This is a genomic window from Nonomuraea sp. NPDC049625 (genome assembly GCF_040675285.1).
GTDB classification, from domain to species: Bacteria; Actinomycetota; Actinomycetes; order Streptosporangiales; family Streptosporangiaceae; genus Nonomuraea; species Nonomuraea angiospora_A.
In genome coordinates this window covers 474,673-497,198 of record NZ_JBFAOQ010000002.1, presented here as the reverse complement: position 1 = coordinate 497,198, position 22,526 = coordinate 474,673, and the positions used below count along the sequence as shown (strand labels likewise).

Here is a 22,526-nt window from a genome sequence, read left to right as displayed (position 1 = left end):
TCCGTCCGCCCATCAGTTACGCGCCGGGACACCTCCCACGAAAAGCACTCGAAGCCGGTTGGATGCCCACTCGTGACCACACCACAACCCACCGGCCCAAAAGACTTGATATAAGCCTTTTTCAGCCCCGCTCGGCCGCGTCATCTATAACGATCTGAGCAACCTCACGCATGCTCAACCGCCGATCCATCGACGCCTTCTGGATCCACCTGAACGCCTGCGGCTCACTCCAGCCGTGCTGCGTCATCAGCTGACCCTTGGCCCGCTCCACCAGCTTCCTGGTCTCCAGCCGCTCCGACAGGCTCGACACCTCGGACGCCAGCGCGACCATCTCCTCGTGCCTGCTGACCGCCATCTCGATCGCCGGCACCAGATCCGCCTTCGTGAACGGCTTGACCAGATAGGCCATCGCCCCCGCGTCCCTGGCCCGCTCGACCAGGTCACGCTGGGAGAACGCGGTCAGGATCAGGCACGGGGCGATCCGCTCGGCCGCGATCCGCTCGGCCGCCGAGATGCCGTCGAGCACGGGCATCTTCACGTCCAGGATCACGAGGTCCGGCCTCAGCTCGGCGGCCAGCCGGATCGCCTGCTCACCGTCCCCGGCCTCGCCCACGACGACGTAGCCGTCCTCCTGGAGCATCTCCTTGAGGTCGAGGCGGATCAGGGCCTCGTCTTCCGCGATCACTACTCGCCGCTGCGTACTCACGAGCAGAAGAGTACCGATGTCCGGTAGATTAGATCCACGCCGGATCGACCCGGCCCAAGCTTGGGCTAAGCTTCGACCGTGCAATCCAAATGAATCCGGAAATTTCCGGCTTCAGCCCCGGTACCCCAATTGGCATGAGGGAGCGGATTCAAAACCCGTACAGTGTGGGTTCGAGTCCCACCCGGGGCACGATCAGCCGCCCGGCCCTTTCGGCCGGGCGGTCTTGTCGTACCCGAGTGCGACACTCTCCGCATGTATGATCTCGCCGTCCGTGACGAAGCGCTTCGCCTGCTTGGGTCGGGACTCAGCATCAGCGAGACCAGCCGCCAGACCGGCGTCAGCCCCACCACGATCCATCGGTGGCGTAACCGCCCTGCGCATGACTCTCCGATGACCGGCACGTGCCCGCGTTGTGCGCGGCAACCCCATTCCCCCGCTCCTGCCGACAGCTACGCCTACCTGCTCGGCCTCTACCTCGGCGACGGCTGCATCTGCTGGGTCGGCGATCGGTCCAAGCAGGTCTGGGCCCTGCGGATCGCATGCGCAAACCGGTGGCCTGGTCTCGTCCAAGAATGCATCGAGGCCCTCCAGGCCGTTCGGCCGACCAACAAGGTCCGCGTGCGGCAGCTACAAGGATGCAAGGACGTCAACTCCTACTCCAAGCACTGGCCGCACCTGTTCCCGCAGCATGGCCCCGGCAAGAAGCATGAGCGCCCGATCGTGCTCGAGCCGTGGCAGCGGGAGATCGTCTCGGCGCATCCCGGGAGGTTCGTCAGGGGCCTCATCCACTCCGACGGCTGGCGTGGGACCAACCGGGTCCGCCGCGTCCTGCCCAGCGGCGTCCGCTGGTACGAATATCCGCGCTACCACTTCAAGAACGAGTCCCCCGACATCCTCGCCCTCTGCGGCGAGGCGCTCGATCTGCTCGGCGTGGCCTGGCGGTTCAACAACCGCAACGAGCTCTCGGTCGCCCGCAAGGAGGCGGTGAAGCTGCTCGACCTTCACGTCGGCCCGAAATACTGACCGGTCACCAGGGCATGACCCCGGCGTCGTCGTAGAAGCCGCCGGTCGGGCCGTCGGGGCCGAGGGTGGCCAGCCGGATGATGACAGCGGCCCCGTCCGCGGCCGTGCGGGTGGGTTTGTACGGCAGGTCCTTGGTGAGGTCGGTGGCGCAGGCGCCCGGGGCGGCGGCGTTGACGAGGATGCCTTCCTCGCGCAGTTCCTTGGCGTACTGGACGGTCAGGGAGTTGAGCGCGGTCTTGGACACGGGATAGGTGGCCGAGGGCGGCAGGGCGGACATGTAATGGCCGGGGTCGGTGTGGTGGGCGAGGGAGCCGACGCCGCTGGAGACGTTCACGATGCGGGCCGCCGGTGAGCGTCTGAGCAGGGGGAGCATGGCGTTGGTGACCATGAGGACGCCGACGACGTTCGTCTCGAGCACCTCCCGGAGGGTTCGCGGGGACATCGCGCTGGGCGGGTCGCTCATGGGGCCCGCGATGCCCGCGTTGTTGACCAGCACGTCGAGGCGGGTCAGCGTGACGGCGGCGGCGTCGATCGTGGCCGGGTCGGTGACGTCCAGCAGGACGGGGCGCACGTCGCCGCCCTCGGCGCGGAGCCGGGCGGCGGCCTCCTCTCCGCGTGCCCGGTCGCGGGAGCCGAGCAGCACCGTCATGCCCGTGCGCGCGAGTCCGGCGGCGACCTCGTATCCGATGCCCTTGTTCGCCCCGGTCACCAGGGCGGTGGTCTTGTCGGTCATGTCGGGAAGCACACCATCGCCGGCTGTTCCGGGGCCAACACCGGGTGGGTCATGGGCCATACCCTGAGGGTATGGAAACGCGCGAGCTGGCCTATTTCGCCGCCGTCGCGGAGGAGCTGCACTTCGGGCGGGCGGCCGAGCGGCTGGGCATGGCGCAGCCGCCGCTGTCGAGGGCGATCCAGAAGCTGGAGCGGCGGCTCGGGGTGACGTTGTTCGACCGGTCGGGGCGGCGGATCTCGCTGACTCCGGCGGGCGAGGTGCTGGCCAGGGAGGCGGCCAAGGTCCTCGACGCGGTGGCCGCCGCGACGGTGCGCACGCAGCGGGCGGGGCGCGCCGTGCCCCGGCTGGTGGTGGCGATGAAGGCGGGCGGCGACGGCGGCCTGCTGCCGGAGATCCTCGCCGACTATCGCGCCCATCCGGACGCCGTCGAGGTGGATCTGGTCCTGTGCGCGGTGACGGAGCGGGCGCGGATGCTCCGTGACGGCACGGCCGACGTGGCGTTCCTGCACAGCCCGTACGAGGATCTGACGGGTTTCGACAGCGAGCCGCTCCGTGAGGAGGGCAGCGTGGCGATCGTGCAGCCCGGGCACCGGCTGGCGGGGCGGCCTTTTGTGCGCCTGGCCGAGTTGGAGGAGGACCCGACTCCGTGCTGGCCGGGTCAGCATCCGGAGCTGCACGATCCGTCCATGTTGATGCAACTGGTGGCGTTGGGGCGGTTGATCGCGGTGGTGCCGGAGTCGGTGCGGGATCATCTGCGGCGGGATCTGGTGTGTGTTCCGGTGCTCGACGGCGCTCCGACGACGGTGGTGCTGGCCTGGCCGGAGGGGGTACGGTCGCGGGCGCTGGCGGGGTTCGTGCACACGGCGACGACGGTCGCGGCCCGGAATCTGGCCGCCGCAGATGGGGATCACCTGGGCAAAACCGCGATCGAAGAGCTTTCGGGATCGCTCCCATCGGGAATATCGGTCTCAAGATCGATGAAGACGGGGGTGGGGCGGCATGCCGTTGAGCGTGGCGGCGAGGGAGGCGTTCCTGGCGGAGCCGCACATCGCGAGCCTGGCGGTGGAGACGGGTGACGGGCGCGCGCCGCTGATCGTGCCCGTCTGGTACGACTACGTCCCCGGCGGTGAGATCCGCTTCCTGACGGACGGCGGCTCGCGCAAGGCCAAGCTGATCGCGAAGGCGACCAGGTTCTCGATGCTGGTGCAGCGGGTCAGCCCGACCTACCGGTACGTGTCCGTCGAGGGGCCCGTCGTGCGCTCCGGGCCCACGACGCTGGAGGACCTGACGCGCATCTCCTCCCGCTACCTGCCGCCCGACGCGGTGGAGGGATACGTGCAGGGCTCGGACCTGCACGTGCTCATGACGTTCCGGATGCGACCCGAGCATTGGCTCTCCGCCGACCTGGGCGCTCTCGGCTGACCCGGAAACGGTATTTTTGGGCCCGTGACTGCTATCGATCCCACCTCGACCGGCGCGTTCGGCGTCGGCCTCGCGACCATCGCCGCCGACGGCACCGTACTCGACACCTGGTTCCCCGCCCCCGAGCTGGGCGACGCGCCCGCGACGGGCACCGAGCGGCTCTCCGCCGGCGAGGCCGGTGAGCTGGCCGAGCTGACGGGTCCCGATGCGGCGCGGGGCGTGGAGGTGGTGGCGGTGCGCACCGGCATCGCCAAGCTCTCCGAGGCGCCCGTGGACGCCCACGACGTCTACCTGCGGCTGCACCTGCTGTCCGCGCGCCTGGTCAGGCCGCACGGGGTCAACCTGGACGGCGTCTTCGGCCTGCTCGCCAACGTCGCGTGGACCAATTTCGGTCCGTGCCCGGTGCCGGACTTCGAGCGGACGCGCCTGCGGCTGCGGGCGAGGGGCGCGGTGACGGTGTACGGGGTGGACAAGTTCCCGCGGATGGTGGACTACGTGCTGCCTTCCGGCGTGCGGATCGCCGACGCGGACCGGGTGCGCCTGGGCGCCCACCTGGCGAGCGGCACCACGGTCATGCACGAGGGCTTCGTCAACTTCAACGCCGGCACCCTGGGCGCCTCCATGGTCGAGGGCCGCATCTCGGCCGGCGTGGTCGTCGGCGACGGCTCCGACGTGGGTGGCGGCGCCTCGATCATGGGGACGCTGTCCGGCGGCGGCAAGCAGGTCATCTCGATCGGCGAGCGCTGCCTGCTCGGCGCCAACGCGGGCATCGGCATCTCGCTGGGGGACGACTGCGTGGTGGAGGCCGGGCTGTACGTGACGGCGGGCACGAAGGTCGCGCTCCCGGACGGCACGGTGGTGAAGGCCGCCGAGCTGTCGGGCTCGAACGGGGTCCTGCTGCGCCGCAACTCGCAGTCGGGCGCGGTGGAGGCGGTGCCGCGCACGGGCGGCGGCATCGAGCTGAACGCCGCCCTGCACGCCAACTGACCCCCTGACCGCCCCTACGGGCGGCGCCCGGCCACCGGCGCCGCCCGCCTTGGGCTTCGCCGGGCGCGCCGATCAAGCGAACCCCACGGAGATGGCCCACGGCGCGCCGTTGCGGCGGCGCGCCGGTGAGGCGGGTAAGCGTCTCCCTGGAGGGCCCTCAGCCACGGGCGGCGGGTGGTGCCCACCGTGCGCAGCCGTAAAGAATCCAAAGCGTGCCACGGGCGGCGGGTGGTGCCCACCGTGCGCAGCCGTAAAAACTGAAGGTTAGTGCGTGTGGGAGACGGCCGAACCGACGGTGTGGACGCGCAGGGCGTTGGTGGAGCCCGGGGTGCCGGGAGGCGAGCCGGCCACGATGACCACCTTGTCCCCCTTCTCCAGCCGCCCGGACGACAGCAGCGAAGCCTCCACCTGCCGCACCATGTCATCGGTGTGGTGCACGAACGGCACGTGGAACGTCTCCACCCCCCACGTCAACGACAGCTGCCCCCGCACGTGCGGCGACGACGTGAAGGCCAGCAGCGGGATCGGCGAGCGGTAGCGGGCCAGGCGGCGCGCCGTCTCCCCCGACATCGTGAACGCCACCAGTGCCTTGGCCCCCACGATGGCCCCCACCTCGGCCGCCGCCCGCGCGATGGCGCCGCCGGTGGTCTCCGGCATGCGCTCCAGCGTGTGCGTGGCGTGCAGGGACGTCTCCTCGGCGGCGCAGGCGATGCGGTCCATCGTGGAGACGGACTCGATCGGGTAGTTGCCGACCGACGTCTCGCCCGACAGCATGACCGCGTCGGCGCCGTCCATGACCGCGTAGGCCACGTCGGAGGCCTCGGCCCGGGTGGGGCGCGGGGCGTTCATCATCGAGTCGAGCATCTGGGTGGCGACGATGACCGGGTGGGCCTTCTCGCGGCACAGCTCGATGATGCGCCGTTGCACGATCGGCACCTGCTCCAGCGGCAGCTCGACGCCCAGGTCGCCGCGGGCGACCATGATGCCGTCGAAGGCCTCGACGATCTCGGGGAGGCGGTCGACGGCCTGCGGCTTCTCGATCTTGGCGAGCAGTGGCAGGCGTACGGCCTCCTGCTCCATGATGTTGCGCACCACGTCGGCGTCGGACGGGCGGCGGACGAAGGACAGGGCGATCATGTCGAAGCCGGTGCGCAGCGCCCAGCGCAGGTCGGCCTCGTCCTTGTCGGTCAGGGCGGGGGCGCTGACGTTGACGCCGGGCAGGTTGAGGCCCTTGTTGTCGGAGATCATGCCGCCGATGACGACACGGGTGGTGATGCGCTCACCGTCGACGCGGGTGGCCTCGAGCACGAGGCGGCCGTCGTCGACGAGGATCGTGTCACCGGGGCGCACGTCGTTCGGCAGCCCCTTGTAGGTGGTGGAGACCTGCTCGCGGTCGCCCGGGACGTCTTCGGTGGTGATGGTGAAGACGTCGCCGAAGCCCAGCCTGACGGGGCCCTCCTCGAACGTGCCGACGCGGATCTTGGGGCCCTGCAGGTCGGCGAGCATGCCTACGCCGCGGCCGAGGTCGGCCGCCACCTCCCTGACCCGGTCGTAGACCTCTCTGTGCATGTCATGAGTGCCATGGCTGAGGTTGAACCGTGCCACGTCCATGCCTGCGGCGATCAGCTCGCGGAGGCGTTCTTTGGAGGAGGTGGCGGGGCCTAGGGTGCAGACGATTTTCGCGCGACGAGTCACGAGTCCTACCTTAATTGGTACAGACCACTTGGCAGTCACTGACGACGGAGAACGTAGCCTACGTAAGAGAACAGAACGAGAACGGCGACCCCCAGACGTACCAAGTTCGTGTACTGCTCCGGGTAGATCACGCCCTCGATGTAGTTGTCGATGAATCCACCGCGGGGCAGCTCGGGCTGCCCCGCGTTCCGGCGTCCCCAGTCCTCGATCTCGGTGAGCGGGCACTCGACGCCGGTCACGAGCGAGAGCAGGCCCCAGCCGACCACGGCCAGGTGCGCCCAGATCGTACGCCGCCAGCGCCACGCGAGGAACCCGCCCACGGCCAGGTAGGCCAGGAACGCGAAGTGCACCATCATCGCGGCGTCCGCGATGATGCGATACATCATGGTTCGACGGTAGCCGCTTTCCATGCGTCCACGACACCGTGCCCGAAGAAGCCGTTGTCCGCCTGGTCTCCCTCGCAGACCTGCGTGACGTCCTGGCCGTAGGCTTTGTACACATATTGGCGGGGCGTGGGGCAGGCCTTGGGGGTGGCGGTCTTGTACAGCAGGTCCTCGACGGTGGCCGGGGCCAGTTCGAGGCCGCCCTTGCCGGGTTTGCCGAAGCGGCTGATGAGGATGGCGGCGACTCCCGTGGCGTGCGGGGCGGCCATGGAGGTGCCGTCGAGGTACTGGTAGTAGGCGCAGGTGCCGCCCTTGCAGTCCTTGACGACGTCGGCGCCCTTGGGCTCGCCCTTCGCGTCGATCCGCCCGGCGGCCCGCAGCACGTGCTCGGGCGCGGCGCCCAGGATCGAGCGGGTGGCCTTGGCGCCCGTGCCGTCCAGCGCGTCGCCGCCGGGCGCGGACACGTCGGCCTGCTCGACGCCGTAGTCGCTGTAGATCGCCTTGCGGCCGGAGGGGCCGAGCCCGGCGACGGAGATGACGCCGGCGGACTCGGCGGGCACGTTGACGCAGGAGTTGTCGATCTGGCGCTCCTTCTTCTCGCCCACCGGGTAGCCGGGGCTCTCCTTGTCGACCTTGGGGTGGCCGAGGTCGGTGGAGCCGTTGCCGAGGGCGGAGATGAGGGTGACGCCGCGCTGGCGGGCGTAGTCGAGTGCCCGCTGCATGCCGGTGATGATGGCCGCCTGTTCGAGCTGTTGCTTCCTGGAGTCGGCCTTGTTGTTCGTGCAGTTGAACAGCCAGGGGTCGACGTAGTAGCTCATGTTCACGACGTCCACGCCGATGTCGCCGGCGTAGGTGAGCGCGTCGAGGCTGGGCTTGAGGAAGAAGAAGCCGGAGTCCTGGCCGGCTCTGATGTTCACGATCTGCACGCCGGGGGCGACACCGGCGATGCCGATGCCGTTGATCGGGGCGGCGATCGTGCTGGCGACGTGGGTGCCGTGGCCGTCGTCGTCCTCGTCCACGGGGTCCTTGCAGCTGCTGACCTCGCAGGGGCCGTCGAGCGTCTCGCCGTCCTCGTCCTTGGGCTTGTCGGTGACAAAGTTGCGGCTGAGCTCGCGGTTGAAGTTGGGGGCGATGTCGGGGTGCTTGCCGTCCACGCCGGTGTCGATGACGCCGACCAGCACCTGCCTGCTGCCGGGCACCTTGGCGTTGGCGCGGTCGGCGCCGATCATCCGCATGTCCCACTGGCGGCCGGCGAGCGGCTCTCCCGAACCGCTCTTGGTGAACGACCGCGCGTCGGGGAAGGCCGCCGTCCGGCCCTTGGCTCCTCCGGTACGGCGGGTGGCGGCGCGGGCGGCGCCGGCTTCGGCGAAGCCGATGCTGCGGTCCGGGGACACCCCGACGACGGACCCGTCCGCGCCCACGTTTTCAGCGAACCTGCCTCCGCCGCCCGTGGCCGTCAGGTAGCCGAGCTTGGCGTCGTTCGCGAGCGTGGTGCCGCCGGCGCTCTCGACGGCCTGCTGCGCCTGTTGCTGCCCGCCTTGGTTGTAGAAGACGAGGTATTCGGGGCCTTGGGGGGTGGCGGCGCGAGGCGGGGCCTGCGATGCGCCGGGCGAGCAGGCGGCCATCGCGACCACGGTGGCCAACGCCGTCAAGCCAGAGGCGACCCGCCGCATTGTTCCCCCATCCACCCAGTGCCGCAGATTCTGCATCTTCCCGACACTTACCAGGTGATGCAACCAACTGACGAAATTTCGGCTTAAAGGTAGCTAAGCGGACCCCGGGTACGGGATCCGCTCAGCCCTGGGCTCAGGCCCGTACGCCGGGCTCCGGGGCGGGCTCCTGCGCGACCGGCTCGGACGGCGCCTGGTCGGTCAGGCGTACGTTCCTCAGGAACGCCAGCAGCAACGCGGCGGCCAGCAGGATCGGCCCCACCCACGCGAACACCCCGCTGATGGCGTCGGAGAAGGCGAGCTGCGTGGCGTGCCGCGCGGCCTCGGGCAGCGCCTGGATGGCCTCGGGCGTGAGCGAGGCCTGTCCCAGCGCGAGCCTGCCGCTGAAGACGCCGCCCAGCACCGCCACGCCCACCGCGCCGCCGACGCCCCGGGCGAACGTGACGGCCGAGGTCGCCGCGCCCCGGTCCGCCGCCGCGGTGGTGGTCTGCACGACCAGCAGCACGTTCTGCATGACCATGCCGAGCCCGGCCCCGAAGAGCGCCATGTACGCGCCGGAGACGAACCCGCTGGTCCCGAGGTCCATGGTGGAGAACAGGAGCCCGGCGACCCCGGCGAGCGCCGTCCCCGTGACCATGAACCACTTGAACCGGCCGAACCGGTGCACGAGCTGCCCCGTCAGCGTCGACGAGACGACCATCCCGGCCATCATCGGGAGCAGCAGCAGCCCCGAGTCCGCCGCGCTCGCCCCGGTGGCCAGCTGCAGGAACACGGGCAGGAACGTGGCCGCGCCGAGCATCGCGGTGGCCATGAGCACGACGGAGGCCACCGGGATCGTGAACGTCCGGTCGCGGAACAGCCGCAGCGGCAGCACCGGTTCGGCCGCCGCCCGCTCCACCAGCACGAACAGCACGGCCAGCAGCACCGCGCCGCCGCCGAGCCCGATGACGACCGGCGAGGACCAGGCGTAGAGGGTGCCGCCCCAGGAGGCGAACAGCGTCAGGCAGGTCAGCAGCCCGGAGATGAGCCCGGCGCCGAGCCAGTCGATGCGGTGCGGGGAGACGCGCTTGGGCAGCTTCAGCACGGCGAACGCCACGGCCAGCGCGACCACGCCGAGCGGCAGGTTGATGTAGAAGATCCAGCGCCAGGAGACGTGCTGGGTGAGGTAGCCGCCGAGGATCGGCCCGGCGATCGAGGCCAGCGTGAAGACCGCGCCGAAGATGCCCTGGTACCTGGCCCGTTCGCGGGGTGTGACCAGGTCGCCGACGATGGTCATGGTCAGCACCATGAGACCGCCCGCCCCGATGCCCTGGAAGGCCCGGAAGGCGATGAGCTGGCCCATCGACTGCGCGAGCCCGCACAGGGCCGAGCCGAGGACGAACAGGACGATGGCCGACAGGTAGAGGTTCTTGCGGCCGTACATGTCGCTGAGCTTGCCGTAGAGGGGCGTGGCGATGCCCGAGGTCAGCGCGAACGCGGTGACCAGCCACGACAGGCTCTCCAGGCCGTTCAGCTCGCCCACGATGGTCGGCATGGCGGTCGCCACGACCGTCTGGTCGACGGCGGCCAGGAACATGGTGAGCATGAGTGAGCCCATGCTCACCCAGAGTGAGCGCCGAGGTGCGGCCTCGGGCGTGGTTGTGGATAGCATTGGTCGTCTCCTTGCTTCTTTCGCGAGGGCAGGAGTGATCCGCGGCGATCGGGGGTGCCACCCCGGTCGCCGCTTTCCTATGGGGTCAGAGTCCGTTCTCCAGCAGCGTGAACGCCTCTTCGAGCAGGTCCTCCACCGAGCCGCCGTCGGCCGTCGCCTCCTGGATCGCCGAGATGGCGGCGCCGAACGACGCGACGATGAGCAATCTGGCGTGGATGGGGCTGGTGACGCCCGGACGGCTCCTGACGGCGTCGAAGATCGTGTCCATGATCTTCGTCTCGTCGGCGGCCCTGGACTTGGCGGCCAGTTCGGGGTGGCGCTTGCGCAGCTCCATGAACGGCTGCATGTCCGTCCAGATCCGCTGGCTCCGGACGGCGAAGGTCCGCATCACCGTTTTCAGCGACTGGAAGGCGGGCTCGTCGGCGGGCCTTTCCGCGAGCATGCCGACGAGCTCCTCGGGGTGCCAGAGAGGCTCCATGACGAGCGCCTCCTCCTTGGAGGCGAAGTAGTTGAAGAAGGTGCGCGGCGAGATGTCGGCCGCCGCGCTGATCGCCTCCACGGTCGCGGCCTCGATCCCCTCGTCGAGCGCGATCTTCACCGCGGCGACCCTGATGGCCTGCCGCTTCTCGGCCCGCCGACGGTCTCGACGCTGCTGCGGACTCTCCATGCCTTGCACTGTACGCAACTCTTGCACACTCTGCAAGACTTGCAGAGTGTGCAATTCCTTGGACATGCCGAAGGCGCCCGCCGTACGGGCGGGCGCCTCGGGACACGGAGGTCAGCGGGTGAGGTCGAGCTTGACGCCGCCCAGCATGACCTGGCGCGGCATCGGCCGGGCCAGGAACTCGTGCGGGAACCCGAGATCCACCCGGCTGGCCTCCTCCAGCGCGGCCAGCTGGCCGTCGCCGAAGCGCACGTCCAGGGCCCCCAGGTTGTCCTCCAGCTGCGCCGTCGTGCGCGCCCCCACGATGGGCGCCGTGACGCCGGGGTTCAGCGTCGTCCAGGCCAGCGCGACCTGCGACGGCTTGACCCCGAGCTCGCCGGCGACCTGCTTGACCACGTCGGCGATGTCCAGGGCGCGCTCGGTCAGCGACCCGTTGGCCGCTGCCACGTTCTTGCGCGTACCGGACGGGTCGGCGGAGACCTCCTGGGCGAGGTCGTCCCGGCCGTACTTGCCGGTCAGCACCCCGCCGGCCAGCGGCGACCACGGGATGACTCCGAGCCCCATCTCCCGCGCCATCGGGATGAGGTCCCGCTCGACGGTCCGCTCGACCAGGCTGTACTCGATCTGGAGGGCGATCAGCGGCGCCCACCCGCGCAGGTCGGCGATGGCCTGCATGCGCGACACCTGCCAGGCGGGCGCGTCGGAGATGCCCACGTAGAGCACCTTGCCGGCCCTGACCAGGTCGTCCATGGCCCGCAGGATCTCCTCCACCGGGGTGGTGAAGTCCCAGGCGTGCAGGTAGAGCAGGTCGATGAAGTCGGTGTTCAACCGGCGCAGGCTCGCCTCGACCGACTGCACCATGCTCTTGCGGTGGTTGCCGCCGGAGTTCGGGTCGCCGGCCCGCCTGGCCATGGTGTACTTCGTGGCCAGCACCAGCTCCTCGCGCCGCCCCGACGCGAACTCGCCGACCAGCGTCTCCGCGGTGCCCTCCGTGTACTGACTGGCGGTGTCGATGAAGTTGCCGCCCCGGTCCACGTACGTGTCGAAGATCCGCCGCGACTCGTCCTTGTCCGAGCCCCAGCCCCAGTCCGTGCCGAACGTCATGGTCCCCAGCGCGAGCGGCGAGACGCGCAGTCCCGAGCGGCCGAGCAGGCGGTAGGTGTCAAGAGTCGTCATGCCATCCAGGCTGCTCGGGCCCGGATCCGGGGGGAAGGGAAGGCCCTTCCTGGGACGGGCCTTCCCAGGCAGGCGGGTCGTAGGATCAAAGGGATGAACACCCTGGACCAGACCCGCGAGCTCGCCGCCTTCCTGCGCACCCGCCGCGAGCGCCTGGATCCGGGCGACGTCGCCCTGCCCACCCGTCGCGCCCAGCGGCGCACGCCGGGCCTGCGCAGGGAGGAGGTCGCCGAGCTCGCGGGCGTCAGCGTCGACTACGTGATCCGCCTGGAGCAGGGCCGCGGGCTGCGTCCCTCGGCCGAGGTGCTGGAGGCGCTGGCAGACGCGCTGCGGCTGAGCGAGGACGAGCGGGCCTACCTGTTCGAGCTGGCCCGCCAGCGCCCCAACCGGCAGGCGCCCACCGCGGAGGAGGCGGGCCCGCTGGCGCGGCTCGTGCTCGACCTGTCGCCGCTGCCCGCCATGCTGCTCAACCACCGCTTCGACATCCTCGCGTGGAACCCGGAGATGGCGGGGCTGATGCTGGACTTCGGCACGCTGCCGCCGGCGCAGCGCAACAGCCTGTGGCTGTGCATGCTCCACCCGGGGCTGCGCGACTTCTTCCGCGACAGGGAGCGCACGCTGCGCGAGGGCATCGCCGACCTGCGGGCCTCGTGGGCGGCCCATCCCGATGACAAGGCGCTGACGGAGCTGGTCGACGAGCTCACCACCGCCAGCGAGGAGGTCGCCCGCCTGTGGGCGCTGCGCGACGTCCGGGTCAACGGCCGGGGCCAGAAGCGGCTGCGGCACGCCGTCAAGGGCCCGCTGACCGTCGACTACGAGGTGCTGGCCCCGATCCAGGCCCCCGGCCAGCGGCTGGTCATCTACCGCGCCGCCGACGCCGGCTCGCAGCGCGTCCTCGACGCCATCGCCCGCGAATGCGCGTGAAAAAGCCGGGACCGCACTGAGCGGTCCCGGCCTCTTCGAGTTACACCAGCGGCCGCGCGGTCGGCAGGATCGGGTACGGCAGCGCCGTCTCCCCGGTCAGATACCGGTCCACGCCCGAGGCGGCGGCCCGCCCCTCGGCGATGGCCCACACGATGAGCGACTGCCCGCGGCCCATGTCGCCGGCCACGAAGACGCCGTCCACCTTGGACATGTACGTCTTGTCACGCGAGACGTTGCCCCGCGCGTCGTAGAAGCCGTCACCGCCGACCTCGGCCAGGTCCTGCAGCAGCGAGCCCTTCTCCGGGCCGAGGAAGCCCATCGACAGCGTCACCAGCTCGGCCGGGATCTCGCGCTCGGTGCCCGGGATCGGCTTGAACCCGCCCTGCGGCCCCTCGACCTCGACCAGCCGCAGCGCCCGCACGTTGCCGTCGGCGTCACCGACGAACTCGGTCGTGGAGACCGCGTAGACCCGCTCTCCCCCGCCGTCGGCCAGCTCCTCGTGGGCGCTCTCCATCTTGAACAGGATCGGGAACGTCGGCCACGGCTGGCTGCCGGGCCTGCTCGCCGGCGGCTGCGGCATGATCTCGAGCTGGGTGACGGACGCGGCGCCCTGCCGGATCGCCGTGCCGATGCAGTCGGCGCCGGTGTCGCCGCCGCCGATCACCACGACGTGCTTGCCCTCGGCCGAGACGGGCGCGGTCTCGAAGTCGCCCTCCTGGACCTTGTTGGACAGCGGCAGGTACTCCATCGCCTGGTAGACGCCCTTGAGCTCGCGCCCGGTCACCGGCAGGTCGCGCCACTGGGTGGCTCCGCCCGACAGCACCACGGCGTCGAACTGCTCGCGCAGCTCGGCGGCGGTGATGTCGACGCCGACGTTCACGCCGGTGCGGAACTCGGTGCCCTCGGCCCGCATCTGCTCCAGGCGGCGCTCGATGTGCCGCTTCTCCATCTTGAACTCGGGGATGCCGTACCGCAGCAGGCCGCCGATCCGGTCGGCCCGCTCGAACACGACCACGTCATGCCCGGCCCTGGTGAGCTGCTGCGCGGCGGCCAGGCCCGCAGGGCCCGAGCCGACGACCGCGACCCGCTTGCCGGTCTTGACGGCCGGGGGCTGCGGGGTCACCCAGCCCTCGGCGAACGCCCGGTCGATGATCTCGACCTCGACCCGCTTGATCGCCACGGGGTCGGAGTTGATGCCGAGCACGCACGCCGCCTCGCACGGGGCCGGGCAAAGCCGGCCCGTGAACTCGGGGAAGTTGTTCGTGGCGTGCAGCCGCTCGATCGCCTCGCGCCAGTCGGTGCGGTAGACGAGGTCGTTCCACTCGGGGATGAGGTTCCCGAGCGGGCAGCCGTTGTGGCAGAACGGGATGCCGCAGTCCATGCAGCGGGCCGCCTGCTTGGTCAGCTTCTCCTGCGAGAAGTCCTGGTAGACCTCGCGCCAGTCGCTGATGCGGACGTCCACGGGGCGGCGCGCCGGCAGCTCCCGGTCGTGCGTGAGAAAACCCTTCGGGTCAGCCATTCGGTTACGCCTCCCTTAGCTTTGAACCGCGGCCGCCATGACGGCCTCGTCGATGTCCCTGCCTTCGATGCGGGCGGCCTCGGCGGCGGCCAGCACCCGCTTGTAGTCGGTCGGCATGATCTTGCCGAACCGGCCCAGCGCCGCGTCCCAGTCGGCCAGCAGCTCCTTGGCGACCGGCGAGCCGGTCTCCGCGAAGTGCTTCTCGACGGTCTCCTTGAGGAACTCGCCGTCCTCCTCGGTGAGCGTCTCGATGGCGACCATCTCGCGGTTGACCCGCTCCGACCTGAGGTCGAGCAGGTAGGCGATGCCGCCCGACATGCCGGCCGCGAAGTTGCGCCCGGTCGGGCCGAGGACGACGGCCCGGCCGCCGGTCATGTACTCGCAGCCGTGGTCGCCCACGCCCTCGACGACCGCCGTGGCGCCGGAGTTGCGCACGCAGAACCGCTCGCCCACGACGCCGCGGATGAACACCTCGCCGGACGTGGCGCCGTACAGGGCGACGTTGCCGGAGATGATGTGGCCGTCGAGCGGGGCCTCCTCGTGCGGCCGGACGGTGATCCGCCCGCCGGACAGGCCCTTGCCGAGGTAGTCGTTGGCGTCGCCGGTCAGCCGCAGCGTGACCCCGCGCGGCACGAACGCGCCGAGCGAGTTGCCCGCCGAGCCGGTGAACGAGATGTCGATCGTGTTGTCGGGCAGGCCCTGGCCGCCGTACCGCTTGGTCACCTGGTAGCCGAGCATGGTGCCGACCGTGCGGTTGACGTTGCGGATGGGCAGCTCCAGCGTGACCGGGGTGCCCTCGTTGAGCGCGCCCTCGGCGAGCTGGATCAGCGTGTTGTCCAGCGCGTGCTGCAGACCGTGGTCCTGCTCGACGACCCTGCGCAGCACGGTGCCCGCGGGCAGCTCGGGCCGGTGCAGGATCGGCGCCAGGTCGAGGCCGCTGGCCTTCCAGTGGTCCTCGGCCGCCGACATGTCGAGCATCTCGACGTGCCCGATCGCCTCGTCGAGCGTGCGGAAGCCCAGCTCGGCCAGGTATTCGCGGATCTCCTCGGCGATGAACTCGAAGAAGTTGACCACGAACTCCGGCTTGCCGCTGAAGCGCTTGCGCAGCTCCGGGTTCTGCGTGGCGACACCCACGGGGCAGGTGTCGAGGTGGCAGACCCGCATCATGACACAGCCGCTGACGACGAGGGGCGCGGTGGCGAAGCCGTACTCCTCGGCGCCGAGCAGCGCGGCGATGACGACGTCGCGGCCGGTCTTGAGCTGGCCGTCGACCTGGACGACGATGCGGTCGCGCAGGTCGTTCAGCAGGAGCGTCTGCTGGGTCTCGGCCAGGCCGAGCTCCCACGGCGCGCCCGCGTGCTTGAGCGACGTGAGCGGCGAGGCGCCGGTGCCGCCGTCGTGCCCGGAGATGAGCACCACGTCGGCGTGCGCCTTCGACACGCCCGCGGCGACCGTGCCGACGCCGACCTCGGCGACCAGCTTCACGTGGACCCTGGCCTCCGGGTTGGAGTTCTTCAGGTCGTGGATGAGCTGGGCCAGGTCCTCGATCGAGTAGATGTCGTGGTGCGGCGGCGGCGAGATGAGGCCGACGCCCGGCGTGGAGTGCCTGGTCTTGGCGATCCACGGGTAGACCTTGTGGCCGGGCAACTGGCCGCCCTCGCCGGGCTTGGCGCCCTGGGCCATCTTGATCTGCAGGTCGGCCGCGTTCACCAGGTATTCGCTGGTGACGCCGAACCGGCCGGAGGCGACCTGCTTGATCGCGGACCTGCGGGTGGCGTCGTAGAGCCGCTCGGGGTCCTCGCCGCCCTCGCCGGTGTTGGACTTGCCGCCGAGCCGGTTCATCGCGATGGCGAGCGTCTCGTGCGCCTCCATGGAGATGGAGCCGTACGACATCGCGCCCGTCGAGAACCGCTTGACGATCTCCGAGGCCGGCTCGACCTCCTCGATCGGGATCGAGGCGCCCTTGCGCAGCTTGAACAGGCCGCGCAGGGTCATCAGCCGCTCCGCCTGGGAGTCCACGAGGTTCGTGTACTCCTTGAAGATCTCGTAGCGGCGGGTCCTGGTGGCGTGCTGCAGCTTGAAGACGGTCTCGGGGTTGAACAGGTGCGGCTCGCCCTCGCGCCGCCACTGGTACTCGCCGCCGACCTGGAGCCTGCGGTGGGCGTTCTCCGCGCGCGGGTAGGCGTGGCGGTGCCGCTGCGCGACCTCCTCGGCCAGCACGTCGAAGCCGACGCCGCCCAGGCGGGAGGTGGTGCCGGTGAAGCAGGAGTCGATGACCTGCTGGCTCAGGCCGAGCGCCTCGAAGATCTGCGCGCCGGTGTAGGAGGCCACCGTGGACACGCCCATCTTGGACATGACCTTGATGACGCCCTTGCCGTACGCCTTGATCAGGTTGCGCACGGCCTTGCGCTTGTCCATCTGGAGGGCGCCGGTGTCGACCAGGTCCTCGATGGTCTCGATCGCGAGGTACGGGTTGATCGCGCCGGCGCCGTACCCGATGAGCAGCGCCATGTGGTGGCACTCGCGGGCCTCGGCGGTCTCGACCACGAGCCCGATCTTGGTGCGGGTCTTCTCCTGGATCAGGTGGTGGTGCACCGCGCCGGTCAGCAGCAGCGCCGGGATCGGCGCCAGCGTCTCCGACGAGCCGCGGTCGGACAGCACGATGATCCGCGCGCCGCCCGCGATCGCCTCGGACGCCTCGGCCCTGATCTCCTCCAGGCGGCTCAGCAGCGCCTCGCCGCCGCCGGCGACCTCGTACAGGCCGCTGATGACGTACGGGTGGAAGCCCGGCAGGTCGTGCTCGTCGTTGATGTGGATGATCTTGGCGAGCTCGTCGTTGTCGATCACCGGGTACGGCAGCACGAGCTGGCGGCACGACGACGGACCCGGGTCGAGCAGGTTGCCCTCGGGACCGATGGTGCTGGCCAGCGACGTGACCAGCTCTTCACGGATGGCGTCCAGCGGCGGGTTCGTGACCTGCGCGAACAGCTGCGTGAAGTAGTCGAACAGGAGCCGCGGCTTCTCGCTCAGCACGGCCACGGGCGTGTCGGTGCCCATGGAGCCGATCGGCTCCTGGCCTGCCTTGGCCATCGGCGACAGGATGATGCGCAGCTCTTCCTCGGTGTAGCCGAAGGTCTGCTGCCGCTTGACGAGCGCCTCGTGCGTGGGGATCTCCCGCTGCCGCGCGGGCAGCTCCTCGAAGCGGACGAGCCCCGCGTGCAGCCAGTCCTCGTACGGGAGCTCGGCGGCCAGCTCGGCCTTGATCTCGTCGTCCTCGATGATCTTGCCGCGGGCGGTGTCGATGAGGAACATGCGGCCCGGCTGCAGGCGGCCCTTCCTGACCACGTCCTCGGGCTTGAAGTCCAGCACGCCGGCCTCGGAGGCCAGCACGACCAGGCCGTCGGCGGTCACCCAGAAGCGTCCGGGGCGCAGGCCGTTGCGGTCGAGCACGGCGCCGGCCAGCGTGCCGTCGGTGAACGTGATCGACGCGGGGCCGTCCCAGGCCTCCATCATCGAGGAGTGGAACTCGTAGAAGGCCCGGCGCGCGGGATCCATCTCGGTGTGGTTCTCCCACGCCTCCGGGATCATCATCAGCACGGCGTGGGGCAGGCTCCGGCCGCCGATGTGCAGGAGCTCCAGGGCCTCGTCGAAGCTGGCGGTGTCGCTGCCATCTGGGTCACAGATGGGGAAAAGTCGTGAAATATCGCCCGGGATGTGGGCGGACTCCAGCATCGCCTCGCGGGCCCGCATCCAGTTGCGGTTGCCCTTGACCGTGTTGATCTCGCCGTTGTGGGCGATGTAGCGGTACGGGTGGGCGAGCGGCCAGCTCGGGAACGTGTTGGTGGAGAAGCGCGAGTGCACCAGCGCGATCGCCGTCTCGTAACGCTCGTCGCTCAGGTCGGGGAAGAACGGCTCGACCTGGTCGGGCGTGAGCATGCCCTTGTAGACGATCGTCCTGGCGGACAGCGAGGGGAAGTAGACGTCCGCCTCGTGCTCGGCCCTCTTGCGCAGGCAGAACGCCAGCCGGTCGAGCTCCAGCCCCTCCCGGCCCTCGGGGTCGGTCACGAACAGCTGGGCGAAGTGCGGCATGACGGCCCTGGCGCTGGGCCCGGGCAGCTCGCGGTCGACCGGCAGCTCGCGCCAGCCGAGCACGGTGAGGCCCTCCTCGGCCGCGATCTCCTCGATCAGGCCGGTGGCGATGCCCCTGGCCTGCTCGTCGAACGGCAGGAAGGCGATGCCGGTCGCGTACGCGCCGGCCGGGGGAAGCGCGAACGGCACGCTCGCGCGGTAGAACCCATCGGGAATCTGCGTCAGGATCCCGGCTCCGTCGCCGGTGTCCGGCTCGCTACCCTTGGCCCCCCGATGATCAAGATTGCACAGAGCCGTCAGCGCCTTGACCACGATCCCGTGCCCACGGCGTCCAGCGACGTCGGCAACCATGGCGACACCGCAGGCATCATGCTCGTTGGCGGGGTGGTACAGGCCCTGGGGCTCGGGGAACCCGAGGTGGGCAGCAGGCATTTAATCCCTCCCGTCGTCATCGTCTGTCTCTAACTGCGCTACAGGCGGGGACGACGTTGGCCCTGCTGCATATCGTGGGTAGAGGTTACCGCACGCTGCCGGAATGGTGCCCGGCACGTCCGCATTGCGAACATTGGGCCCTATCCCAGCATCCGAACTCCCTATCCCAAACCCCGGACGTAGGCAAAGAAATTCCCGCTACACGTCCACGATTTACGGCATGGGGAGCGATTCGTCCCCACTCCACCCCCCGCCCAAACCCCAACCCGACCAATCCGCCCGCACACCACCCCGCCCACCCCCAGATTTCACCCCCGCGCCGCCCCGATCACCCGCCCACCTCACCCACCCGCCACCACGACCACTCCACCACCCCACCCAAGCCCTGCCACATTCCCCCCGCCACTCACCTGAGGCACCGCCGCCCCGCCGCAATCACCCACCGCACTACCCACGAGCCACCACCATCCCCCGCTTCTCAGCCGACACATCGCCACGATCACTCCCCCGCCTCACCCACGCCCCGCCACCATCCCCCGCTCCCCACCTGACGCGCGCCACAACCCACTGCCCCCACCCCCGAGCCACCACAATCCGCCGTTCCTCAGCCAGCACATCACCGCGATCACTCCCCCGCTTCACCCACGCCCTGCCACCATCCCCCGCTCTTCACCCGATGCGCCGCCGCAATCGCCCCACCGCTTTACCCACGAGCCACCACAACCCGCCATTCCTCAGCCGGCACACCGCCGCGATCACTCCCCCGCCTCACCCCCGCGCCACCGCCCACGGCCCTCATGACTCCCACCCACCACCACAGCCACCCCGCTTTGACTGCCACCACATGTCGCGACGCCCAGCCAACTCCGCGACGCCAGCCAACTCCGCGACGACCTCCCTCACCACGGAACCACCCGCTCGGACCCTCACCGCCGAACCCACCTGCCCAGACCTTCCCCACCGCCGAGCCACCCGCTCACGCCATGACCGCGAGAGAGCAGGGCCGCCTCCCCGCACGGGCACATGGCCGGGCCACGGACGCCACCTCCTCGCACGGACGGGTGGCCGGGCCGGGGACACCGACGCCTCGCACGGACACGCGCTCGGGCTGTCCACCCTCGTACCTCGATAGGGTTGCCCTCGTGACTCCTCCGCTCCTCGAAGGGAGCGGCTTCTCGCCAAGCCGCCTGCGCAGCGTCGCGAAGCTCGATCGACGCACCGACATCGACATCGCCGTCGACATCGACGTGCGCACAGTGCGAGCGACGAGAACACACACGGGAGATGCCGGCAGCCCCGTGCACAAGCACCGTCACCAACACCCCCCGACCCACGTCCAGGATCGATCCATTCAATCTCGATCCAGACGTACCCGCGACGTCGCACCCGGTCCGATCGATCACGCCATACGCCTGCTCACCGGTGGGGCAAAGCAGGAACGCGGACGATCCGTGCATCACCACCTCCCACCCTCAGTAACGAGACCATCACGCTATCGGCATGCGCCGACAAAATCTGGAGGGAGGGAGCGCGGACTCCTCCGCCGGCCGAGGCAGGCAGCGGAGTCCGCGCGGATCTGATGGAGCGTGACGGGGTAGAGCGCCTGCTTGCGGAGGCAGGGCCGGACAGCAGGCGGTTGCGGCACGCCCTGACCCTCCTGTGCGATGCCCAGTGGTGGACGCTGGCCGACCTGGTCAGGGAGACCGCCACGTCCAGGCGTACCGTCGAGGCCCTCCTGCGCGAGCTCCCCCTGGAGCGGAAGGGCGAGGCGTTCCGGATCCCGCTGACCCACACCAACGACTACCAGGACCTCCTCGCGCTGGCCCCGCCGCCGGAGGATCCGGTGGCCCACCTGCTCCCCCACTACGCTTCCGAGCTCGCTCGCCTCAAAGACCTCGTGGCCCGGGCTCCGCGCGCCCGCCACGTGCTCGACCACGTCTCGGCCACCCCCGAAACGATCCTGAGGCGGGCGCTGCTGCTCGGCGCCCGCTTCTGGCTCCCCGGCACGCGCCTGCTGTGCGTCGGCGACCACGACCTGACCTCGCTGGCCGTCAAGCTGATCCATCCGGAGACCGACGTCACGGTGGTCGACATCGACGAGCGCATCCTGGCGTACATCGACGCCCAGCGCCTGGGCGTCCGCACCCGCTGGGCCGACCTGCGCCTCGGCCTGCCCGCGTCCGCCCGGGACCACGACCTCGCGCTCACCGACCCGCCGTACACGCCGGAGGGCACGGGCCTGTTCGTGGCGCGCGCCGCCGAGGCGCTGACGGACAACGGCCGCATCCTGCTCGCGTACGGAGCCAGCGAACGTACCCCGATGCTGGCCTTCAAGGTCCAGCAGGCCCTGGCGGACCTCAACCTCGCCTACGAAGCCATCTATCCTGACTTCAACCGATATTTCGGGGCAGAAGCCATCGGCTCGGCCGCCGACATGTACATCCTCCGCCCCACCACCAAGACGCGCCCGGCCGTGACGTCCCGCCTGAGCCGTCAAACCACCACTATCTACACCCAAGGCCCACAATCGGTCGAAAGCGCCCATACCGCCCTCTCAGCCCCGCAGGAGGCCATCCAGGGCTTCGACCCCGACCTGCTGGTGGGCGAGTGGCCCAAGGACCTCACCGAGCCCCGGGTCCGGCTCTCGACCTGGCTCTCCAAGCCGTACGCCGCCACCCTGGACCGCGTGGCCGTGGCCCTGCCCCCGGGCCTGGAGGCCGCCCTCCCCCGTATCCTCCTGGCGACCCGCGCCTCCCACGTACGCGTCGTGGGCTCCGACCTCCCGCCGCTGCCTGACGTGCTGTCCACCGTCTACAAGCTGAGCGCCGGCGGCGACGTCCTGGACGCCGTACGCCTGCCACAACCGCCCGGCGACGCGGCCTCGGTACTGCGCAGGATCCTGGACAACGGGCACGCCAAGCTGGCCAACACATGGCGCGAGGCCCTCATCGCGGTGGCCCGTACCCAAGGCTCGACCCTGACCAAGAACGAGGCCCGCACCCTCATCGCCGAAGCCGCGCCCTGGTCGGAAGCCCTGACCCCCCTGGACGCCCCCCTCCACCGCCTGTCCGCCCTCCCCGAAGCAGTCACCACAACCATCTCCGCCCTGACCACAACCACCTGACCCGGGAAACCCCGCCCTCCGAGGGGTCAGGACGTCCAATCACTGCCAAAGCCAGGCCGATGCGCCACGGCCAAGTCCAGCCGAGGCCGGGCCCAGTTAGACGGAGTCCAGCCAGGTGGAGTCCAGTGGAGGTCGAGGCCAGCAGCGGGCCAATGCCGCAAGTCGCCCTGATCGCCGCCGAAGTCGCGGGTCCCGGTCACCATCGCGGGTGGCAGTCGCCGCTCCGGTCAACATCCCGGGGCGCGGGTTGCGGTCGCTGTCCTAGTCACCGTGGCGGGTCACCGTCACGGTCGCCTGTAGCGATCGCTGTCCTGATCATCGTGGCGGT

General features: G+C 70.2%; 16 protein-coding genes and 1 tRNA gene. 7 read left to right on the top strand and 10 right to left on the bottom strand.

The features are described 5' to 3' along the window. Positions 1-121: 121 nt before the first annotated feature. Complete coding sequence (locus AB0J87_RS09675; RefSeq protein WP_363963804.1) at positions 122-706, bottom strand: response regulator; 585 nt, start codon at positions 704-706, stop codon at positions 122-124. A gap of 114 nt (positions 707-820) precedes the next feature. Between AB0J87_RS09675 and AB0J87_RS09670 the strand changes: the two genes are divergently transcribed. Continuing rightward, positions 821-895 (top strand) — tRNA-Leu (locus AB0J87_RS09670). 63 nt (positions 896-958) lie between these two features. Further along, complete coding sequence (locus tag AB0J87_RS09665) at positions 959-1,729, top strand: helix-turn-helix domain-containing protein (RefSeq protein ID WP_363963802.1); 771 nt, start codon at positions 959-961, stop codon at positions 1,727-1,729. Between the two features lie 4 nt (positions 1,730-1,733). Here AB0J87_RS09665 and AB0J87_RS09660 read toward each other — a convergent pair whose 3' ends face one another. Beyond that, on the bottom strand, positions 1,734-2,462 hold the full coding sequence (locus AB0J87_RS09660; RefSeq protein ID WP_363963801.1) for an SDR family oxidoreductase: 729 nt from the start codon (positions 2,460-2,462) through the stop codon (positions 1,734-1,736). A 71-nt stretch (positions 2,463-2,533) separates the two neighbouring features. On the opposite strand from AB0J87_RS09660, the gene AB0J87_RS09655 reads away from it, so the two are divergent. From AB0J87_RS09655 to dapD, 3 genes are read left to right on the top strand one after another with little or no spacing between them, the layout of a single operon-like run. Then, positions 2,534-3,538, top strand: coding sequence for a LysR family transcriptional regulator (locus tag AB0J87_RS09655; protein WP_363963799.1), 1,005 nt, complete (start codon positions 2,534-2,536; stop codon positions 3,536-3,538). Further along, on the top strand, positions 3,462-3,884 hold the full coding sequence (locus AB0J87_RS09650) for a pyridoxamine 5'-phosphate oxidase family protein (RefSeq protein WP_350726301.1): 423 nt from the start codon (positions 3,462-3,464) through the stop codon (positions 3,882-3,884). The genes AB0J87_RS09655 and AB0J87_RS09650 overlap by 77 nt, the downstream gene beginning before the upstream one ends. Before the next feature lie 24 nt (positions 3,885-3,908). After that, positions 3,909-4,871: a 2,3,4,5-tetrahydropyridine-2,6-dicarboxylate N-succinyltransferase gene (dapD, locus tag AB0J87_RS09645; RefSeq protein WP_350726299.1), complete on the top strand. Its 963-nt coding sequence runs from the start codon at positions 3,909-3,911 to the stop codon at positions 4,869-4,871. 264 nt (positions 4,872-5,135) lie between these two features. Here dapD and pyk read toward each other — a convergent pair whose 3' ends face one another. The 6 genes from pyk to AB0J87_RS09615 all read right to left on the bottom strand — a co-directional run bounded on the left by pyk (position 5,136) and on the right by AB0J87_RS09615 (position 12,110). Next, the gene (gene pyk, locus AB0J87_RS09640; protein WP_355191838.1) at positions 5,136-6,566 is read right to left on the bottom strand and encodes a pyruvate kinase; all 1,431 of its coding nucleotides are present in this window, start codon (positions 6,564-6,566) and stop codon (positions 5,136-5,138) included. Positions 6,567-6,601: 35 nt separating this feature from the next. After that, positions 6,602-6,952 (bottom strand): DUF2784 domain-containing protein, encoded by a 351-nt coding sequence (locus tag AB0J87_RS09635; protein WP_363963796.1) that lies wholly within the window; start codon positions 6,950-6,952, stop codon positions 6,602-6,604. Beyond that, positions 6,949-8,583 (bottom strand): S8 family serine peptidase, encoded by a 1,635-nt coding sequence (locus AB0J87_RS09630; RefSeq protein WP_363965032.1) that lies wholly within the window; start codon positions 8,581-8,583, stop codon positions 6,949-6,951. Before AB0J87_RS09630 ends, AB0J87_RS09635 begins: the two co-directional genes overlap by 4 nt. A gap of 172 nt (positions 8,584-8,755) precedes the next feature. Beyond that, entirely contained in the window at positions 8,756-10,270 is a 1,515-nt protein-coding gene (locus tag AB0J87_RS09625) for an MDR family MFS transporter (protein ID WP_363963794.1), read from the bottom strand. A gap of 85 nt (positions 10,271-10,355) precedes the next feature. After that, positions 10,356-10,937: a TetR/AcrR family transcriptional regulator gene (locus AB0J87_RS09620; protein WP_363963792.1), complete on the bottom strand. Its 582-nt coding sequence runs from the start codon at positions 10,935-10,937 to the stop codon at positions 10,356-10,358. 111 nt (positions 10,938-11,048) lie between these two features. Next, positions 11,049-12,110 carry an aldo/keto reductase gene (locus AB0J87_RS09615; protein ID WP_363963790.1) on the bottom strand — a complete coding sequence of 354 codons (1,062 nt, stop codon included), beginning with the start codon at positions 12,108-12,110 and terminating at the stop codon, positions 11,049-11,051. 93 nt (positions 12,111-12,203) lie between these two features. On the opposite strand from AB0J87_RS09615, the gene AB0J87_RS09610 reads away from it, so the two are divergent. After that, entirely contained in the window at positions 12,204-13,034 is an 831-nt protein-coding gene (locus AB0J87_RS09610) for a helix-turn-helix transcriptional regulator (protein WP_363963788.1), read from the top strand. A gap of 40 nt (positions 13,035-13,074) precedes the next feature. Here the strand turns inward: AB0J87_RS09610 and AB0J87_RS09605 are convergent, their stop codons facing one another. Next, positions 13,075-14,553, bottom strand: a complete 1,479-nt coding sequence (locus AB0J87_RS09605; RefSeq protein ID WP_363963786.1) for a glutamate synthase subunit beta — start codon at positions 14,551-14,553, stop codon at positions 13,075-13,077. A gap of 15 nt (positions 14,554-14,568) precedes the next feature. After that, a complete protein-coding gene (gene gltB / locus AB0J87_RS09600; protein ID WP_363963784.1) occupies positions 14,569-19,074 on the bottom strand; it encodes a glutamate synthase large subunit in 4,506 nt (1,501 codons plus the stop codon). 1,579 nt (positions 19,075-20,653) lie between these two features. Between gltB and AB0J87_RS09595 the strand changes: the two genes are divergently transcribed. Beyond that, the gene (locus AB0J87_RS09595; protein WP_363963782.1) at positions 20,654-22,198 is read left to right on the top strand and encodes a bis-aminopropyl spermidine synthase family protein; all 1,545 of its coding nucleotides are present in this window, start codon (positions 20,654-20,656) and stop codon (positions 22,196-22,198) included. Positions 22,199-22,526: the final 328 nt, after the last annotated feature.

Bases quoted from the DNA above. Each gene is read 5' to 3' on its own strand.
- AB0J87_RS09665 (WP_363963802.1), top strand. From the start codon at position 959: ATGTATGATCTCGCCGTCCGTGACGAAGCGCTTCGCCTGCTTGGGTCG.
- AB0J87_RS09660 (WP_363963801.1), bottom strand. From the start codon at position 2,462: ATGACCGACAAGACCACCGCCCTGGTGACCGGGGCGAACAAGGGCATC.
- AB0J87_RS09655 (WP_363963799.1), top strand. From the start codon at position 2,534: ATGGAAACGCGCGAGCTGGCCTATTTCGCCGCCGTCGCGGAGGAGCTG.
- AB0J87_RS09650 (WP_350726301.1), top strand. From the start codon at position 3,462: ATGCCGTTGAGCGTGGCGGCGAGGGAGGCGTTCCTGGCGGAGCCGCAC.
- AB0J87_RS09635 (WP_363963796.1), bottom strand. From the start codon at position 6,952: ATGATGTATCGCATCATCGCGGACGCCGCGATGATGGTGCACTTCGCG.
- AB0J87_RS09625 (WP_363963794.1), bottom strand. From the start codon at position 10,270: ATGCTATCCACAACCACGCCCGAGGCCGCACCTCGGCGCTCACTCTGG.
- AB0J87_RS09620 (WP_363963792.1), bottom strand. From the start codon at position 10,937: ATGGAGAGTCCGCAGCAGCGTCGAGACCGTCGGCGGGCCGAGAAGCGG.
- AB0J87_RS09615 (WP_363963790.1), bottom strand. From the start codon at position 12,110: ATGACGACTCTTGACACCTACCGCCTGCTCGGCCGCTCGGGACTGCGC.
- AB0J87_RS09610 (WP_363963788.1), top strand. From the start codon at position 12,204: ATGAACACCCTGGACCAGACCCGCGAGCTCGCCGCCTTCCTGCGCACC.
- AB0J87_RS09605 (WP_363963786.1), bottom strand. From the start codon at position 14,553: ATGGCTGACCCGAAGGGTTTTCTCACGCACGACCGGGAGCTGCCGGCG.
- gltB (WP_363963784.1), bottom strand. From the start codon at position 19,074: ATGCCTGCTGCCCACCTCGGGTTCCCCGAGCCCCAGGGCCTGTACCAC.
- AB0J87_RS09595 (WP_363963782.1), top strand. From the start codon at position 20,654: ATGGAGCGTGACGGGGTAGAGCGCCTGCTTGCGGAGGCAGGGCCGGAC.